The sequence below is a fragment of the Paenibacillus polysaccharolyticus genome, from assembly GCF_023714295.1.
Taxonomy (GTDB): domain Bacteria; phylum Bacillota; class Bacilli; order Paenibacillales; family Paenibacillaceae; genus Paenibacillus; species Paenibacillus polysaccharolyticus_A.
Map to the genome: position 1 here is coordinate 55,898 of NZ_JAMAUN010000008.1, position 18,065 is coordinate 73,962.

Here is an 18,065-nt window from a genome sequence, read left to right on the forward strand (position 1 = left end):
CTCCTTTCGGAGAGTTGGCTCTTTCCTATATCATTCGTGTTTTGCAGGAGGTTGTTGTCAGATACCTGCTATTATAGCGGAACCGCAAGTACGGTATGCAATAATTCATTATGACGGACATGTTTGGTCTCGTAGCCCAGGTGAGTCAGACGGCAGTGTAATTCGTCCAGCAATGGGAAATGGCGCTCGTGCAAAGCGCGTTGTTGTTCCTTGTCGCCTGTGACCTTGGCATGTCGTAGGTAAGCGTCACGATGGGCAGAGTCCGTAAACATCAGGTCGGTGAGGCAGATTCTGCTCGTGCCGCAGGCTTTGAGCACACGCTGGATTTCTTCCAAAGCGAGCTGTTGCTGATCCGGGCCCAGATGATGGAAGGCGAAGCTGGATACAACAAAGTCGAAGGATTGCTCGGCAAAAGGCAAGGCCAGAAAATTACCAAGCTTCACCTGCATCTGAGGATACTTGAGGCGGCATGTTCGCAGCATTTCCCGTGATTGATCGATCCCGGTCATGACAGCACCCTGACGCAGCATTCTGCCAGCCAAATTGCCTGTCCCAGTGCCAATGTCCAAGCCAGTTTCTCCAGGCTGAGGAGCAATAGACTGCAAGGTCTGTTCTAATGCTTCGTCGTAATTACGGTATAGGTTAAATGGTTTGTCTGCTGTTATTTGTACGTGGCCTGAGGACGCAGTCGTGGATAGGGTTGAATCTGCTTGTGGAGTGTAATCCTCTGTATCTGTCATAGTTTGAACCCGCTGATCATGGAGGGCCGCTTGCTGATCATAATTCCAGCGGTCATGCCAGTTCTGTCTTGCTTCCCGCAGACGGCGTGCACTGCCAGCCAGATCATGCAAATGGCTGACATCCAGTGAACCGTCCTGACGGTTCAGGTCGATCATACGCTGGGTCGTATCCATCATTCGCTTCAGCTCTATCCACTGGGCATACATGACTGCTTGTTGCAGTTCCAAATATTCCTCTAACCCCTGCTGGTTACCTTGATCTATCTCGGCGAGAGCTTGAGTAATGTCCTGCAAAGACATGCCAATCTCGCGCAACGCCGCTATTGTCTGCAAACGCCATATATCATTCTCCGTATAAGTGCGGTATCCATTGCCGGACTGCTTGGCAGGCTGAATTAACCCTTTTTCCTCATAAAAACGAATGGCCCTTGCCGATATCCCAAGCCGAGATGCGGCTTCTTTGATATTCAATCGGATGTACCTCCTTACCTTATTGAACCGTATCTATAATTGTTACCATGGAATCAGTATAAAGTATGACGTTACGGCAAGGTGAAGTGTTTTTTGCAATACACTGGCATCGCATCTTCTAATCTGTGGTTCTGGTGTGTACCATTTGTGAGCATTAGATACGTTTTATTTGTGCTCTAATCTTTCATGATTTGGTCAAACGAAGGTGGAATTTTAGTCCTCCCGGCGGCTATGCTACAATAGATAACAGAACAAAGAACATGATAAAGATAGCGTAATCAAGCTAGGAAAAAGATATTTAAATGAAGCGAATCAAAAAATTGAATGAAGATATCGAAAGGTTGAATCAGCATGTTCACCAGTCATACGTATCAAATCCGTGCTTCTGAGATGAAGGATGCAAACCAGCTAATGGAGCTGGATATGCTGGTCTGGAATGCATCCACCTCGCCTGCACCGATGCAATGGAGATCCAGACAGCAGTATTTGCAATATTGTCCTCCTGGCAGTCAGCTCATTGCGGTACAAGAGGATCAGGTATGCGGATACGTGGGCTTCCATCCCCCTACGGGGATGCCAGTGAATCGGCATGTCTATGAAATCCATATTGCTGTTCATCCGGATTTTCGCCGCTCTGGTGTGGCAACAGCTCTAATGAAAGCGATGAAGCAACACGCGCTGGAGCAGGGCATTCGTAAACTCAGACTGCGTGTATTATCGAGCAATCCGGGAGCGGTTGCCTTCTATGAGCAATGTGGGTTTATAACCGAAGGCAGGCTTGTATCTGAGTTCCGAATCGGTGGCAGGGATGTAGACGACATTTTAATGGCTTATTTTATTGATGCCTAAACGGTTAGACGGATGTGTAGGGGAACAAACTTTGCTTAGGGAGGAATACACAATGGATATGGGACTTCGCGGTAAAAAAGCACTCGTGCTGGCCTCCAGTCGAGGCCTGGGCAAAGCAGTTGCGGCACAGCTGGCACTGGAAGGTGCAGATGTGATGTTGGCCAGCCGAAGCGAGGACAAGCTTGCTGCAGTGAAGGAAGAGTTAATCTCCCTTGGTGGCGGTGGACGTGTGGAATATGTCGCAACGGATGTAACACGCCGAGAGGACATTACAGCACTGATCCAGAAGACAGCGGAGCAGTTTGGGCGGATCGATATTCTGGTCAACAATTCAGGCGGCCCGCCTTCCGGTACGTTCGAGTCGCTGACCGACGAGGACTGGGAGCGTGCGTTTGAACTGAACATGCTTAGTTATGTGAGACTGATTCGCGGTGTGCTTCCATATATGAAGTCAAACGGAGGACATATCGTCAACATTGCCTCCACGTCGGTGAAGCAGCCCATTCCGGGTTTGATTTTATCCAATACGTTCCGTACCGGTGTGTTTGGTCTTGCCAAGACGCTCTCTCAGGAGCTTGCACCTTACGGCATACTGATTAATACCGTAGCCCCTGGACGCATCGCAACAGATCGGATTCGTGAGTTGGATACGGCGAGGGCAGAACAGAATGGAGTCAGTGAAGACGAGATTGCCGAGCAGTTCCGTAAAGAGATTCCGCTGGGGCGTTATGGACAGCCGGAGGAATTCGCCAAAGCTGTCGTATTTCTGTTGTCTGGTGCCAACTCCTACATTACCGGAACATCATTAATTGTGGATGGTGGCATGGTGCGCGCGCTCTAAAGGATGATGTACCTGATAAACATTAAAGCCCCTCCTTCACCACTGCTGACAGCGTGGGAAGGAGGGGCTTGGCATGGAAATCATCCTGTAGGGATGTAGAGACAGGTGAGATTCCACGTACGATTTGCTTGCTAACGGTTGGTTATGCAGGATCTTTACTAAGATCAGAAGTGCTTGTACCTGCCTGATCTGTCGTGCCTGCTTTGTCTGTTTTGTCGTTCTCTGGCAAAGGTTTAACTGGGGTGCCAGACTCGTCTTTCAAACGAGAGCCATGGTGATGCTCGGGCCGAACGGATGGGCGTTTGCCATTAACAAGGTCTGTGATGCGCTGGGTTAGATCGGCAACCCGTTCATCATACTGAGCCTGTGTAATTTTCCCGTCTTTCAACTCTTGCTGCAGATCGGCCGTTCTATCGGTTGCAAGCTGCTGAATAAGGGTTTGCACATTTACCTTCTGGGCAGAGGCAATGGCTGCGAGGGTATCCCCTTTTTTGAGTGATGAAGTTAATTCATTGGTGGTCACTCCGAGTAAAGACGCAAGCTTGTCCAGGTTGCGATCGACTTCAGGGCCAAACCCCCGTCCAGGCAAACCCATTCCAGGCACAGGATGTTCTGGTTTTTTCGCGCGTAATGCGGATGGTTTTTCTTTTATCAGTTCACTCACGCGCTCCGTAAGAGCGGCCAAACGTTCATTATATTGGGTTTGTGTAATCTTGGAGTCGGTAAGCTGCTGTTGCAGTTCCTTTTTCTCCGTGGCTACCAGTTTATCAATGAGCGTCTGTGTCTCAACCTTTTTTGAGGCAGCAATTTCAGCAAGGGACTTGTCTGCTTTAATGGCTTCTTTCAACTCATCTTTGGTGATGCCCAGCACAGAGAGAACTTCTTCAGCATGAGGCCCGAACCAAGGTCCTAGTCCTCGTTCCGCTTCGCCAGGTGGTTTCAATATATGGGACCCCATCGGGGCAGTGCGTTTGTTTTGGAGTGCATCGGATGCTTTCGCCGCAGGGTCTGCATGAACCGCAGTTGTTGCCACCAAGCCCCCGCCAAGTGCAAGTGTTAAAGCTAAAGCGCTGGTTACTTTGACTGCCTTTGATGTTGTGGTTTTCTTCATCCGTGATCATCCTTCTTCCTTGAATAGAGTTTGTGGTTATACAGCCACAACGCTATCTTAGGCACCGAGCATGAAGCAGAGATGAGTTCAACCTTAAGGGGAAGTAAAAAATGGGTCCTAACCACAAATACCCCTCATCTATGGGACATGTGCCGTCACAGACAAAGGGCAAGCGGATTAGGGTGATGTATGATGATATGTCCATTATGTAAGGCAGGTTTATCGCAAAAGTTCCCATTCATGCTGTAACATGCCGTATACCGCATGATTGACGTATCCCTTAGGCAGCTTTTCCGCCTGGCGAATGACACCCTCAAGCACGAAGCCAAGTCGTTCCGGAATAGCACGGCTACGTTTGTTGTTGGTGGCACAGCGAATTTCGACCCGATTCAGATCCAGTGTCACGAGGGCGTAATCCACCAAGACACGACAGGCACTGGTCATTAGGCCTTGTCCTTCGAAACCTTTACCAAGCCAGTATCCGATGCTTACGGAACGGCTTGTCCAGTTAATCTCGTGGAAACCGATGATACCTGCAAGTTCTCCTTTTAACCAGATGCCGGCTGTGAAGCCGCCGTTCTCCGCAGCTTGTTTTAACGCGTTCGTAATAAAGCTCGATGTATGTTCAATGTCGGTCACCTGATCTACCCAAGGCAGCCAATGTCTCAGTTGATCTCTGGAACGGTCCGTCAGTTCGAACAGCGGTTTGGTGTGCTCCATCAAAAGCGGGCGAAGCTCCGTATATTCATCCAATGAATAGGTAAACATGATTGCAACCTTCTTTCTTTATATAATAGGTAGATTAGCGGGGAGGCCGGGGCAATTTGCGCTCCAGAGCGAACAGATCTTCTTCCATGGAGGCCATGCGCTGGTTTACCGTTGTGCGTGCGTCACGGAGTGCCTGATTATATATGTAGGGAGCAAGCTGTGTCATAAACAGGTCGAGGACGCCCCATGCTGCCAGATCGCCCAATTCTTCGCCGCGTTCCTCTTCAAAATACGACTGGATCGTGCGAATGGCTTCATCCTGCTGTTCTTTGGTCAGTTTTAGCGCGTTCACTTGGGAAACCCTCCCTTAAATTTAGTTTTACTCATATGCTACATGATTCGTGCGAACTCGTCAAAATGGTATTGGGCCTAACTTGAATCGGGTAGCGTGTGCGTTTGATCCCGATTTTCATGTTGTTATTTATTGAACTCCTTCCCCGTTAAAGGTATATTTAAATGAAACGCGTACGAAACTTTCCATGAAAGAAGATATTTTCAGGAAATGGTTTCGTCATTAAGGAATTTTACCCGGAATTGCTGTACTATTGTACTTTTTGCAAGCTCCAATCCATTCATGAAAGGTTTGATAACTGTGGACAACCGATTCACAACCCCACCTAACTTTATTAAAAATATCATTACCGAGGACCTCCGGTCGGGCAAAGTCCAGGAAGTTATTACCCGTTTTCCACCGGAACCGAACGGTTATCTGCATATTGGTCACGCGAAGGCGATCTGGATCAACTTTACGCTGGGCGGCGAGTTCGGCGGCAAGACAAACCTGCGCTTTGATGACACGAACCCGGTGAAGGAAGACGTGGAGTACGTGAACTCCATCCAGGAAGACGTGAAATGGCTCGGATACGAGTGGAACGAGAAACGTTTTGCCTCGGATTATTTCGATGAGATGTACAACCGTGCGGTCTTGCTTATTCAAAAAGGTAAAGCCTATGTCGACGATCAAAGCGCCGACGAAATCCGTCAAATGCGCGGAACGCTGACCGAGCCGGGCAAAAACAGCCCATACCGCGAGCGTTCGGTGGAAGAGAATCTCGACCTGTTCACACGCATGCGTGCAGGCGAATTCAAGAACGGAGAAAAGGTACTGCGTGCCAAGATTGATATGGCTTCGCCTAACATCAACCTGCGTGATCCGGTCATCTACCGTATCTCTCATGCACATCACCATAACACGGGCGACAAATGGTGCATCTACCCGATGTACGCATTCGCACACCCGCTGGAAGATGCCATTGAAGGCGTAACACACTCTTTGTGTTCTCTGGAGTTTGAAGATCAACGTCCATTCTATGATTGGGTTGTTGCAGAGTGTGAGATGCAAAGTCAGCCGCGTCAATACGAGTTTGGCCGCCTGAACCTGTCTCAGATGGTAACGAGCAAACGTAAGCTGAAGTTGCTTGTGGATGAAGGCCATGTCGATGGCTGGGACGATCCGCGTATGCCAACGATCTCGGGTTTGCGTCGCCGGGGGTACACACCGGAAGCGATTCGTGATTTTGTATTCGAAACAGGCATTTCCAAAAGCCAAGGCGTGATCGATCTGCAAACGCTGGAGCACTTTGTTCGTGAGGATCTGAAACTGAAAGCTCCGCGCACCATGGCTGTCCTGCACCCGCTCAAAGTGGTTATCACGAACTATCCTGAGGGACAAGTGGAGTGGCTGGAGGCCGAAAATAACGTGGAAAATCCGGAGATGGGCAACCGCCAAATTCCGTTCTCCCGTGAGATTTATATCGAGCAAGACGACTTTATGGAAAATCCACCGAACAAATACTTCCGTTTGTTCCCTGGCAATGAAGTTCGTCTGAAACATGCCTACTTCATTAAATGTAATGACGTAATTAAGGATGCGGATGGTAATGTCGTTGAGATCCACTGCACATATGATGTAGAAACGAAGAGCGGCAGCGGCTTTACGGGCCGCAAAGTGAAAGGCACGATTCACTGGGTAGAGGCAACTCAAGCGGTACCCGCAGAATTCCGTTTGTACGAGCCGTTGATTTCGGCAGAAGCACCGGAAGCAGAAGCGGAGGCAGAGGTTGTCGCTGCTGTAGCAGGGGCTGAGATTGAGGCCGATGTAACTGGAGCTGGAGCAGAGACTGCCGAGCAACCGGAAAAAACATTCCTGGATCAGTTGAACCCGAACTCGCTGGAGATCGTTCACGGCTTCGTAGAGCAAGAGATGAAAGAAGCGAAATCACAGGACAAGTTCCAATTTTTCCGTCACGGCTACTTCAGTGTTGATCCAAAGCACTCCGAGCCAGGCCGTCCCGTATTCAACCGGGTTGTATCGCTGAAAAGCTCATTCCAATTGCCGAAGGCATAAGGTATAAAGTAGATACAAGAGGATATGGGATGAGGTAGACGTACAAGAGCGTGAGATAGACAAACAAGTGAGTGGGATAGACGGAAACAGTAGCACAGACGCACAACAGCATGAGATAGACGTACAACAGTAGCATGGGACAGAGCTGGTGGGTAACCCAACTGTAGCCGTGAGGTTAATTCATCCACCGAATGCTTGAATGGTTAGGGTTAGAGTTAGAGCACCAAGTTTCGAGAGTAACAAGCTGCACAAGCATTAAAAGGGGCGCTCCTTCATCCTTAAGATGATGGAACGCCCTTTTTGTGTTTTTCGATATAGAGGGGATGTCCTCTTTTATAGTATGCAAATTACTCTAACGATCACAGGGAACGCTATTTCCCCGTTTTTCGGCATTTCTGAATTCTAACGATCCGTACGGAGCTTATTTCCTGAAAATGTAGTCTTTTCACCCTGTTTTCCCCGGTTTGAATGGAAATAAGGCTTCTGGTGATCGTTAGAATATGAAATGACTAAAAATTGCACAGATAAGCTTCGTGGTGATCGTTAGCGGTTAGCCGCGAGAGTTACTACTAATTTTTCACAGGACTGTTCCATTGTCTGCAGGAATCATTACGCAAAAACTGAAGCTTCATTTGTTCAATGACTTCTCAGCTATTCCTCAACTACATCCTCCATCTACTTACCTCATCTACTTACCTCATTCAATTACTTCATCTACTGAACTCATCTAGCTCGTACTGCGAATTTCCCAGCACGCAGTGCTCTGCTTCATGCGAGGGTGGTCAGCCACATCCCCACTTACTTGTCTTCATCCATATTGCCCATCTCGGTCAGCACCGTTGGCTGGTAGCCATTACGACGATTCCATAGCCACATGATGGCAAAGCCAGCAGCGCCGATCAGTGAAAAGAAGACACCGATGTTGTACATTACCTCTGCACCGAAGCTCTGGAATAGCCAACCGCCAAACAGCCCGGCAATGACGCCGGAGAGACCACCCCAAGCCATCGTATACACCGCTTGCCCGGAGGAGCGGTAAGGCCGTGGAATAAACAGCATCGTCAGTTGTGTGCCCACATAGAAATAACCGCCAAAGGTTACTGAATGCATGAGCTGAATAAAGACAACCTCCATCGGGTTGTTAGCCAGCGCCATGAGCTGCCAGCGAAGGGCAAACAGCAGACTGACCAGAATCAGAGAGCCCAGCAGCAGACTCATCTTGCGTTTCAGTAGCCGATCCAGCAACAGGAACACACCCACTTCGAGAATAGAGGACGTGAAGATGGCCCAGCCGACCATCTGTTTGTCGCCGCCCATCTCTACAATATAAAGAGACATAAATGTACTGTTCATGGCATTGGGTACCGAAACGAGCACCCCAAGACCGATAAAAATCATAAAATACGGATTAAACATCACTTTGCCGAACCGCCGGAACGTCACAATCGGGGTATCGGAAGCAATGGGCTGCCTTGGCAGAAGTACAGAGAATATAAACGCTACAGCAATCATACATGCAAAAATAATAGACACACTGCTCACGCCAAAACGGTCAATAACCGGTCCGGCAGCAACCGCAGTCAGTGCCCAACCTAGAGAGCCCCAGAGCCGAAATGATCCGAAGTTCTGACCTGTACCGTCGATATAACCGAGAATTAGACTGTTGGTTTGAGCAAATAAGGGACTTTGGAAAAAATAAAAGAAAATCATGGCGACATAAATCCATGCATACGAGGGCGCATAAAATACCCCCTGTGCAAGCACAAAGGTGCCTCCCATCATCATCATCAGCACAATGCGGATATTGCGAGACTTATCGCTCCAGAACCCCCAGAACGGATTGGCAAACAGAGAAACAAAAGGACCGATGGCCATGAGGCTGCCGATCTCCAGTTTGGTCATACCGATCTCTTGAAGATAGAGCTGCAGGAATCCGGCAAAGATTGAAATGGCTCCGTAGATGAAAAAGTTATATAGTTTCAGAGAGGTCAGCGAGGAAGTGCCTCTCACAGGTGCAGATCTGTCCAATTGAGCCATTCCTTTCCGAATCGAATCATATTGTTCAATGTATCATTTGTTGAATGGGGATTCAACGTATAGAATATGGACTAAAAGGTATGTCCTAAAGAATGTTCTTATCCCAAAACGGATGCGGCAAAAGGTATGATATACATGTGCACTATATAAATTAGATATAAATTTAGGGTAAGGAATGAATTTGCATCGTATCGATCGACTTCTGGCATACGATTGGAGTTTCATTAATATGTTGCATGAATATATAACTCAGGTTTTTACGGGAAGAGGAGATGACGATGGACGCTAAGAAATGGACAGGCATTATATTGGCAGGTGGATTATCCAGCCGAATGGGAACGAACAAAGCACTGCTCGAACTGAATGGTTCAGCCGTGTTAACTCATATAAACAATGCGATCAGACCCGCCGTATCCCGGGTTGTTGTTGCAGCGGGGCCGAGCGAAGCAATTTACACCCCACTAGGGGATGAAGACTTCGAATGCGTACAGGATGCTTATCCGGGCAAGGGGCCACTTGCAGGGCTCCACGCAGCACTCAGTGTCTCCCAGACAGAGTGGAATCTGGTTAGTGCCTGCGACATGCCGCTTCTGCAAACCTCTTTTTTCAATGGAATGAAGAGGCTCGCAGTACAATATCCAACATGCAATGCCATCGTTCCTCGAGTAGAAGGACGAATTCATCCCCTAGCAGGGGTTTACCATAGGCGTGTGCTTCCCTTGCTAGAGCAGTGTCTTATTCATGACCGACTACGTGTCATTCGCTGGCTGGAAGAGGTAGGCTGCCATTTTGCTGATATAAACGAACTGGAGCACCTGGGTATCGGACATGTCGCACTACAGTTGAGCAATATGAATACTCCCGAGGAATTCGAAAATATACGAATTCTTCTTCAGCGCTCCGAGTAGTTTTCTCCTGAAAGTTGAGCAACGGGATTCCGGCTATTCTCTGCATGTTGATTTCGATAGAGAAGGGGGCTTTGGCCTGTCCAGCGTTTGAATTGTCTGCTGAAATGAGACAAATGGGTATAACCGAGTTTTATGGCGATCTCCCCGAGTGAAAGGTCAGGTTGCTCGATCAGCATCTTGGCCTCCTGTAGTTTCAGGTTGGACAGGTAGGCTCGCGGAGAATGACCAAATACTTTGCGGAAAACCTGTAAACCATATCCTGGACTGATGCCAAACGATGCGATAATCTGCTCAACTTTGACCGAAGAGACATTGCCATCTCGTGATCGTAACTGGGCATGGAAGGCCTGCTTGATCGCTTCGGCGATCGCTCCTGCGTAATGCATGGCTGTCGGAGCAGGAGCATGAGTAGCATCAACCGGAATGGTGGATTCCAGGGCGTTCTCTGCTGCTTGAGATAACAGCGCAAACAGTTCGAACATCCGTGCTTGCATGAGTAATTTGTCTGTGGACGAGTAGGCCGCGGCCGTAGTATTAATCATGTTCATCCAGCTTTCAAGCACAGCTCTTATTTTCATATTATCTCCCGTACCGGCGGCATAGATTCTACTCCGCTGGGACATGAGTTTTAAAGTGAATACTGGATCGTCTACATTAAAATGTGCGCTAAAATACATCATGCCTTCCGCAGAGATACATGCATTAGTATGTTTGAATCCGGGTGGAATGAGCAGAATAGAACCTTCGTCCACCGTATACGTGTAGCCATGAATCACACTCTCCTGCGTTCCCTGAATGATCAGAATGATCTCAAAGCCCGGATGTGTCTCCTCAGGCATGGCCCATCCATATGGTACTTGTTGACTGTGAGCGCCATAAAATTTGATGTTACAATCGATAATCGGAAGCCAGTGAGCCAGCGTATGGTATGGCATCTCTCGAAGCTGTGAACGGATATCCATGATATTCACCTCGGAAAAGGGTAAAAAATACTCGCCTTGTGCCATCGGCACTATGCATGTACTTCATTATAATCAGTTTAACGCAAACATCCTAATATCAACGTATATCCTGATGATATCAACAGACACTGTACAAATGATATAACGATACTAATATTGATGTAAACGCTACCATTTAAGATGAGAAAATTTCAACTACCCAAATACCAACAACGTTATATAAGTTAAACAACTCATTTGCACAGAAACGGAGAGGACAGAAAAAAACCTGGAGAAGCGAAGCGGTCGCATTTATCACCGGATTTTACACTTGAGAAAGTGGAATAAAAAAATCTGGGGATAAGGGCGAATGGAAGGTTATTCTGTCATTGTAGTGGACGTGCAAATAGGATGGGTTTCTCTTATATAAACCCCAATCAAAGGAGACTATTTCATGGACAAATTATTATACGGCGTAGCCTATTATGATGAATATATGCCATATGAGAGACTGGACAAGGATATTCAGATGATGAAGGATGCCGGCATCAATGTCGTACGCATCGCCGAATCCACGTGGAGTACCCATGAACCGCAAAACGGCGTGTTTGATTTCACATCCGTCGATCGAGTGCTGGATGCGATGCATGCGGCCGGAATTCATGTCATCGTAGGCACACCAACGTATGCTGTTCCGACGTGGATGGTAAAGGAGCACCCGGACGTGCTGGCAACAACCGCACAGGGACCTGGAAAATATGGAGCAAGACAGATTATGGATATCACGCATCCAACGTATCTGTTTTATGCAGAGCGCATCATTCGTAAGCTGATCTCACGCGTGAGTAAACATCCGGCTGTCATTGGATATCAGACAGATAATGAAACGAAGCACTACAACACAGCTGGAGACAACGTGCAGTTACAGTTTGTTAAATATATGCGCAACAAGTTCAGCTCGCTGGACGAGCTAAACAAGGAGTTTGGACTGGACTACTGGAGTAACCGGATCAACAGTTGGGAAGACTTCCCTTCCGTTGTGGGTACCATTAACGGCAGCCTTGGAGCTGAGTTTGCCAAGTTCCAGCGGCAGTTGGTCACGAATTTCCTGGCGTGGCAAGTTGGAATTGTGAATGAGTACAAACAGGATGGCCAGTTTGTTACCCAGAACTTTGACTTTGAATGGCGCGGGTATTCCTACGGCATTCAGGGGGATGTGGATCATTTTGCAGCATCCCGACCTTTTGACATCACCAGTGTAGATATCTATCATCCTTCCCAAGACGAGTTAACCGGCATTGAGATTTCGTTTGGAGGAGATGTGGCGCGTTCCACCAAACAATCCAACTACCTTGTTCTGGAGACCGAAGCACAGGCCTTCTGGCATTGGGTTCCTTATCCGGGCCAACTGCGATTACAGGCATTCAGTCATCTGGCTTCTGGGGCTAACATGGTTGCCTACTGGCATTGGCACTCGCTGCACAATTCGTTTGAGACCTACTGGAAAGGCCTGCTAAGCCATGATTTCGAACCGAATCCGGTGTATAACGAAGCGCAGACAATTGGCCGCGATTTTGCTCGCCTGAGTCCTAAGCTGGTGAATCTGAAGAAAACAAATCGGGTGGCAGTACTGTTCAGTAACGAGGCGTTAACCTCCATCAAGTGGTTCGGCTTTAACTTTACCAGCGACAAGAACTACAACGACGTTGTGCGCTGGATGTACGATGAGCTGTATAAAATGAACATTGGCTGCGATCTTATCGATCCTTCCGTGGAGAGTTATGCAGATTATGATGTGCTAGTGGTGCCTGCTCTATATGCGGCTTCGGATGCGTTGCTGGAAAAATTAAATCAATTTGTACAGGACGGCGGACATATCGTGTACTCGTTCAAGAGCGGTTTTGCCAATGAGCATATCAAAGTTCGTTCTTCACGTCAGCCCGGACTGATCAGTGAAGCATGTGGCATTAGCTACAACTTGTTTGTTGAGCCGAAGCATGTTGGGCTACGCGATGATCCATTTGGCGTAGGTGAGGAGCATAATCAGGTACACACCTGGATGGAGCTGATTACGCCGACGACTGCGGAGGTGCTCGCTTGGTACGATCATCCTCATTGGGGAGAGTATGCGGCAATCACGCAAAATAACTACGGTAAAGGCAAAGCAACATATGTTGGCTGTTATACGAGCGCTGCCGTCATTCGCAAGGTACTGGAACGTGTGATGAAGGACGCGGGTGTATGGGGAGCGGATCAGGAGCTTGCTTTTCCACTCGTTGTGAAGACAGGGGTGAACGATCAGGGGCATACCATTCGCTATTATTTCAACTATTCGGATGAGCCGGTTTCCTTCAAGAATCCGCATAGCGAAGGGACAGAGCTATTATCAGGAGATTCGATTGCCGCTGGGCAGGAGATCAAGCTGGAACGATGGGGCGTACGCATTATCGAACAACACTAGGGAATAATAGTGAAAATGAACCCAAGGAAAGATAGAAGATTTTGAATTGTTCTTTTACACTTTATCGGAGTGGCCTGTGTACAATCTTTAGTTCAACATTTACTTCATATTTTCCGAAAAAAATAACAAGACCATGGCGCCCTCGGCTTTGATGCTGGGGCGTTTGTCTTATTTTAGCTCAGGAGTGGATGCGCTGTGTTTAACGAATTCTACCGTCGGCTGATAGACCCTTTCAAGCGCAGCATTCGTAATAAATTGATACTGACCATGACCCTAGTCGCTGTACTGCCAGTCATTGTGATAACTGCGGTAGCCGCGGAGAATGCGCGTTCCTCCATGGAAGCCGAGGTTATGGATACGAACCGGGTCAATATGAATTGGGCCTCTGTCTATCTGGCAGAACAGTTTACCCGCATGAATAATATCATTTATTCCATTCAGATCAGTGATGAGCTACATCAGTATTTGGCGTTGGGCCAGGAAGCGCCTGCTTCCAGCCGTTTTGACGAACAAAAGGCTGTTTTTAATATGCTGAACAGTGTGTACTATTCTGCTGGCAATTATGTGTTTGGGGTCGAACTGTACTTGAAGGAGCAGGACACCCTGTTCACCTTCAATTCTATGGAATCCCGAATTAAGACGGTTGCGGATATTCCGCAAGGGTATCATAAGCTTTTTACGGAGCATAAAGATTTTACAATTATCAATGATCCGGTAGATCCGCAAAAGTTCCATATGACCCGCAGCATGAACCGCTTTGAGGATCAGGCTCAGATCGGAGCAATCAGTCTGGAGATCAAGTGGGCCGAGTTTAACCAGACGCTTGAACTGCTCGACAGCAGGGGAGATTATACCGCCTATATCGGAGACAGTTCAGGTCATCCGGTATATCAGCCGAACTCCTCCATCCAGCCATCGGATGAAGCGTTGAAGCAGCTGAGCGAAACGAAGAATAACGCGGGTTTTATTCGTACAGCACAGGAATATATTTTCTATCACGATATTGAGTCGACAGGGCTACGGGTGATTAAAATCGTACCGGATCATGTCATTAACGAGAGTGCACTGGAAACGATGAAGTATGGGCTAGTTGTGGGCGGAGTGGCAACGGTCGTGTCTGTTGCTCTGGCGGCACTGGTCGCTTGGCGAACCTCTAAACCTATTGTCAGACTGGCGAATTCCATGAAGGGTATCCAGTTGATCAAGGATCGTAAAGTAGAGCGTAGCGGACGAGTGGATGAGATTGGCCTACTGGAGAAAAATTTGCACGGTATGGCTAGTCGAATTCGGGAGCATATCCGGGATAACTATTTGATGAATCTGGAGAAACAGACAGCCGAGCTCAAAGCACTACAATCTCAGATTCATCCCCATTTTCTGCAAAACACATTACAAATGATCGGTGGCATGGTCTATTCGCAAAAGCCGGCAGACAGCTACAAGGTGATCCGGGCATTAAGCGAGATGTTCCGCTATATTGTACGGGCACCGGACGGCCTTGTCCCTCTGCAATCCGAACTGGATCAATTGGAGCATTATATGCTGATTCAGAAGCAACGTTTTGCCACCCGGCTTGAATATAAGCTGGAAATTACGGGAGAACTCCGAGCGTGTTATATTCCGAAGTTATCCTTACAGCCTATTGTAGAAAATGCATTTTTGCATGGGCTGGAGAAAAAGCCTGGGGAGTGGAAGCTAGGCATCGAAGTGCTGTGTGATCCACAGCAGGGTAGGGTGACGATTCAAATTTGTGATAATGGCATGGGTATGGAGCCGGACAGGCTCGTAGAGATGCAATCCAAACTGGAACGCATTACGCGGTATACCGATCGGGTATGGAATTCAGGCACGAGTATTGGACTGCTCAATGCTGCATCACGAATGGTGATGCATTTTGGACCCGAATACGGTATGCGTATGGAAAGTAAACTTGGGCAGGGAACAAAAGTGATCGTAACGATCCCCTGCACAACAGGAGGCGAGTCCTTGTGAGTAAGGAGATCTATAGAGTGTTGCTGGTGGATGATGAGCCGTGGAATCGGGATATTATACGTAATCTTGGTGGGTGGAATGAGCTCGGCTTGGTGGTCTGTGGTGAAGCAGAGGATGGAGAACAGGCGATACAGATGGTCAAGGCGTTGCAACCTCACCTTATTATTACGGATATGCGTATGCCAGGATCGGATGGTGTCGAGCTGATGCAGACGCTGAGCAGTCAGTACCCGGAGATTAAGGTCGTTGTGGTGAGCGGTTATGATGATTTTAATTATGCCAAACACGCTCTGCGGTATCGTGCAGCTGATTATCTGCTGAAACCGGTGAATCCGGATGAACTAAATGCTACGCTGGCGAAATGTAGTCATGAGCTGGATAAAGCTGCTACGGCACCAGAAGTGTGGGAAGCTTATCCGGCTTCATTCGCGGGTGAATTCTCTCTGTTCCAGCAGCAAGCACGTCTGCGCTTCAACGACTTGAACCTGACGAGCCTGCGGGAATGGTTTCATCAATTAGAGCAGAAGCTGGAACAAAACGAGGTTCGAAGACCTCGCCAGCTTGGACGTGCGGTTTATGAGCTGCAGAATATGCTGGACGAGCTATGTGGGTCCAATGGGCTGTTCGATCGTCCGGAAGAGGGAGTATTGCCTCCTGCATCAGCGCTGGGTTCGATCCGGGCGGCTGTGGAATGGATATCCGCTTCCTATTATCAGGCGCTGGAACAATTAATTGCCCAGCGTAAGTATAAAAACAAGCTGAACCTCGAAGAGGTAAAGCAATATATGCAGCAACACTGCATGGAGATGATTACGCTGGAGCAGCTTGCCCATATCTTTTTTGTCAGTAAGGAATATTTGAGCAAAGCTTTCAAGAAAGAATATGACGTGAACGTGACCGATTATGTGGTTCAACTTCGGATGACCAAAGCCAAAGAGTGGGTGATGGATGATCAGATTCCATTCAAGCATATCGCCGAGATGACGGGGTATGAAGATGTGTCCTACTTCTATCGGGTATTCAAAAAGCACTTTGGTGTGTCACCCGGAGAGATGCGCAAAGGCCAGTATAAGTTGCCTGACCCATTCCCCGAATGATTCGTTCGGGGAATGTTGCTTGAATTAAGGTTTAAAATAATCCAATGGAAGAGTCTAATTTTGTCCAATGAAGCGCTTACATTTTGCGATATATAATAAGCCTATGAAAGACAAACCAGTCACACCGGGAGGTCAAAAGACATGAAAGTATGGAAAAGCGTTGTAAGTGCGGCACTGGTCAGCGTTCTGCTCGCAGGCTGCGGCTCGAATGCAGGCACGGATAATGAACAGAACGAAGTCAAAGCTGGCAGCACCGTAAACCTCAAAGTATTCGTTGCTCAACCAAGGCTGAAAGAACATTACGATAAATATATAGAACAGTTCAAAGCCAAGGAAAAAGCAGACAAAAACATTGAAGTGAATGTGCAACTGGAGATGCCGCCAGCAGATAATGCACCTCAGATTTTGAAAACAAGACTTGCTTCCAATGATGCACCAGACGTATTCGCTCTGCACGCGGTGAATGAGATTCCGCCTTTCAGCAAAGCTGGATATCTCGAAGACTTGTCCAATCAACCCTTTGTAGATAAGTTACTGGATTCGGTCAAACCTTCGGTAACGGATGCAAGCGGCAAAGTCGTTGCGGTTCCACTGGAAACCTTGTCATGGGGTTATCTGTACAACAAAGATATCTTTAAAGAACAAGGGCTTGAGGTTCCAACAACGTTGACAGAAATGAAAGCGGTTGTAGAGAAGCTGAAAGCAGCTGGCATTACACCGTTTGAGCTGTCTTACAAAGAAGCTTGGGTTCCGCAATTATTCCTGCCACTCACTGTAGGGGCGCTGACACAAACGGAGCACAAAGACTTCGTGGAAAAAATGAACAAGGACGAAGCTTCCTTCTCCGATATGAAAGCACTGTTTGATGTGTTCGATCTCGTCAATGCCAACGGAACGGATAAAGCGCTTGAAGTTGGAGCCGATGACGGCGCTGCGGCTTATGCTACAGGCAAAGCGGCGATGTGGATTCAAGGTCCTTGGTACGCGGAAACGATTCTGAAGTCCAATCCCGACGTTAATTTCGGCGTAGCTCCAATGCCGCTGAACGACAATCCGGATGATACGAAAATCAACCTGAGTACATCCACTTCATTAGCTGTATCTTCGACAAGTAAAAATAAAGAAGTGGCACTCGACTTTGTAAACTACATTCTCGATGACAAGGATTCAAGTGCATTCTATGAAGCGCTCAAGTTTAATCCGGTTGCCAAAGTGCATACGTTCAAGAGCTTCCCGTGGGTAGACGACGCCCTGAAATATGTTAATGAAGGCAAAGCTTATCAAGATCCAAAGATTCCACAAGCCGTGAAGGATGAGTCTGGTAAAGCTCTTCAAGGGTACTACTCCGGACAGTTGAATCAACAGCAGGTAATCGATGCGCTCGACAAAGCGTGGAAGTCCTACAATAAAGTCAACAAATAAGAGCCGGATGCTTCACAATAAGAGATGAATGCTTAACAAGTAAGCGCCTGAATGATCAACAAGGTTGAGCTGTAAGAAAG

14 protein-coding genes are annotated in these 18,065 nt (G+C 47.8%); 8 read left to right on the top strand and 6 right to left on the bottom strand.

What is annotated here, in order from left to right:
* Positions 1-71: 71 nt before the first annotated feature.
* A complete protein-coding gene (locus M3629_RS18705; RefSeq protein ID WP_251509324.1) occupies positions 72-1,211 on the bottom strand; it encodes a methyltransferase domain-containing protein in 1,140 nt (379 codons plus the stop codon).
* 351 nt (positions 1,212-1,562) lie between these two features.
* Here M3629_RS18705 and M3629_RS18710 point away from each other — a divergent pair, with 351 nt between their 5' ends.
* Both M3629_RS18710 and M3629_RS18715 read left to right on the top strand, forming a co-directional pair.
* A complete protein-coding gene (locus tag M3629_RS18710; RefSeq protein ID WP_090924180.1) occupies positions 1,563-2,060 on the top strand; it encodes a GNAT family N-acetyltransferase in 498 nt (165 codons plus the stop codon).
* 52 nt (positions 2,061-2,112) lie between these two features.
* Positions 2,113-2,901 carry an SDR family oxidoreductase gene (locus tag M3629_RS18715; RefSeq protein WP_251509326.1) on the top strand — a complete coding sequence of 263 codons (789 nt, stop codon included), beginning with the start codon at positions 2,113-2,115 and terminating at the stop codon, positions 2,899-2,901.
* Positions 2,902-3,043: 142 nt separating this feature from the next.
* Here the strand turns inward: M3629_RS18715 and M3629_RS18720 are convergent, their stop codons facing one another.
* The 3 genes from M3629_RS18720 to M3629_RS18730 all read right to left on the bottom strand — a co-directional run bounded on the left by M3629_RS18720 (position 3,044) and on the right by M3629_RS18730 (position 5,072).
* Positions 3,044-4,012, bottom strand: coding sequence for a LysM peptidoglycan-binding domain-containing protein (locus M3629_RS18720; RefSeq protein WP_251509328.1), 969 nt, complete (start codon positions 4,010-4,012; stop codon positions 3,044-3,046).
* A gap of 219 nt (positions 4,013-4,231) precedes the next feature.
* Positions 4,232-4,780, bottom strand: coding sequence for a GNAT family N-acetyltransferase (locus M3629_RS18725; RefSeq protein ID WP_090924183.1), 549 nt, complete (start codon positions 4,778-4,780; stop codon positions 4,232-4,234).
* Positions 4,781-4,814: 34 nt separating this feature from the next.
* Positions 4,815-5,072, bottom strand: a complete 258-nt coding sequence (locus tag M3629_RS18730; protein WP_251509330.1) for a DUF2164 domain-containing protein — start codon at positions 5,070-5,072, stop codon at positions 4,815-4,817.
* 282 nt (positions 5,073-5,354) lie between these two features.
* Here M3629_RS18730 and M3629_RS18735 point away from each other — a divergent pair, with 282 nt between their 5' ends.
* On the top strand, positions 5,355-7,127 hold the full coding sequence (locus M3629_RS18735) for a glutamine--tRNA ligase/YqeY domain fusion protein (protein WP_154891994.1): 1,773 nt from the start codon (positions 5,355-5,357) through the stop codon (positions 7,125-7,127).
* Between the two features lie 798 nt (positions 7,128-7,925).
* Here M3629_RS18735 and M3629_RS18740 read toward each other — a convergent pair.
* Complete coding sequence (locus M3629_RS18740; protein WP_435368244.1) at positions 7,926-9,164, bottom strand: MFS transporter; 1,239 nt, start codon at positions 9,162-9,164, stop codon at positions 7,926-7,928.
* A gap of 278 nt (positions 9,165-9,442) precedes the next feature.
* Between M3629_RS18740 and M3629_RS18745 the strand changes: the two genes are divergently transcribed.
* Positions 9,443-10,072 (top strand): molybdenum cofactor guanylyltransferase, encoded by a 630-nt coding sequence (locus tag M3629_RS18745; RefSeq protein WP_251509334.1) that lies wholly within the window; start codon positions 9,443-9,445, stop codon positions 10,070-10,072.
* On the opposite strand, the gene M3629_RS18750 is transcribed toward M3629_RS18745, so the two are convergent.
* Positions 10,057-11,034, bottom strand: coding sequence for an AraC family transcriptional regulator (locus M3629_RS18750; protein ID WP_251509336.1), 978 nt, complete (start codon positions 11,032-11,034; stop codon positions 10,057-10,059). The two genes, M3629_RS18745 and M3629_RS18750, sit on opposite strands and share 16 nt — an antisense overlap.
* A gap of 433 nt (positions 11,035-11,467) precedes the next feature.
* Between M3629_RS18750 and M3629_RS18755 the strand changes: the two genes are divergently transcribed.
* The 4 genes from M3629_RS18755 (at position 11,468) to M3629_RS18770 (ending at position 17,985) form a co-directional block, all read left to right on the top strand.
* Positions 11,468-13,474: a beta-galactosidase gene (locus tag M3629_RS18755; protein WP_251509338.1), complete on the top strand. Its 2,007-nt coding sequence runs from the start codon at positions 11,468-11,470 to the stop codon at positions 13,472-13,474.
* A 195-nt stretch (positions 13,475-13,669) separates the two neighbouring features.
* Positions 13,670-15,466, top strand: coding sequence for a sensor histidine kinase (locus M3629_RS18760; protein ID WP_251509340.1), 1,797 nt, complete (start codon positions 13,670-13,672; stop codon positions 15,464-15,466).
* The gene (locus M3629_RS18765; protein WP_251509342.1) at positions 15,463-16,563 is read left to right on the top strand and encodes a response regulator; all 1,101 of its coding nucleotides are present in this window, start codon (positions 15,463-15,465) and stop codon (positions 16,561-16,563) included. The genes M3629_RS18760 and M3629_RS18765 overlap by 4 nt, the downstream gene beginning before the upstream one ends.
* A 141-nt stretch (positions 16,564-16,704) precedes the next feature.
* Entirely contained in the window at positions 16,705-17,985 is a 1,281-nt protein-coding gene (locus M3629_RS18770; RefSeq protein WP_251509344.1) for an ABC transporter substrate-binding protein, read from the top strand.
* The last annotated feature ends 80 nt before the right edge of the window (positions 17,986-18,065 follow it).

Coding starts and splice junctions, on each gene's coding strand:
- M3629_RS18740 (WP_435368244.1), bottom strand. CDS start 9,164: ATGGCTCAATTGGACAGATCTGCACCTGTGAGAGGCACTTCCTCGCTG.
- M3629_RS18750 (WP_251509336.1), bottom strand. CDS start 11,034: ATGGATATCCGTTCACAGCTTCGAGAGATGCCATACCATACGCTGGCT.
- M3629_RS18715 (WP_251509326.1), top strand. CDS start 2,113: ATGGATATGGGACTTCGCGGTAAAAAAGCACTCGTGCTGGCCTCCAGT.
- M3629_RS18710 (WP_090924180.1), top strand. CDS start 1,563: ATGTTCACCAGTCATACGTATCAAATCCGTGCTTCTGAGATGAAGGAT.
- M3629_RS18735 (WP_154891994.1), top strand. CDS start 5,355: ATGAAAGGTTTGATAACTGTGGACAACCGATTCACAACCCCACCTAAC.
- M3629_RS18755 (WP_251509338.1), top strand. CDS start 11,468: ATGGACAAATTATTATACGGCGTAGCCTATTATGATGAATATATGCCA.
- M3629_RS18770 (WP_251509344.1), top strand. CDS start 16,705: ATGAAAGTATGGAAAAGCGTTGTAAGTGCGGCACTGGTCAGCGTTCTG.
- M3629_RS18745 (WP_251509334.1), top strand. CDS start 9,443: ATGGACGCTAAGAAATGGACAGGCATTATATTGGCAGGTGGATTATCC.
- M3629_RS18725 (WP_090924183.1), bottom strand. CDS start 4,780: ATGTTTACCTATTCATTGGATGAATATACGGAGCTTCGCCCGCTTTTG.
- M3629_RS18720 (WP_251509328.1), bottom strand. CDS start 4,012: ATGAAGAAAACCACAACATCAAAGGCAGTCAAAGTAACCAGCGCTTTA.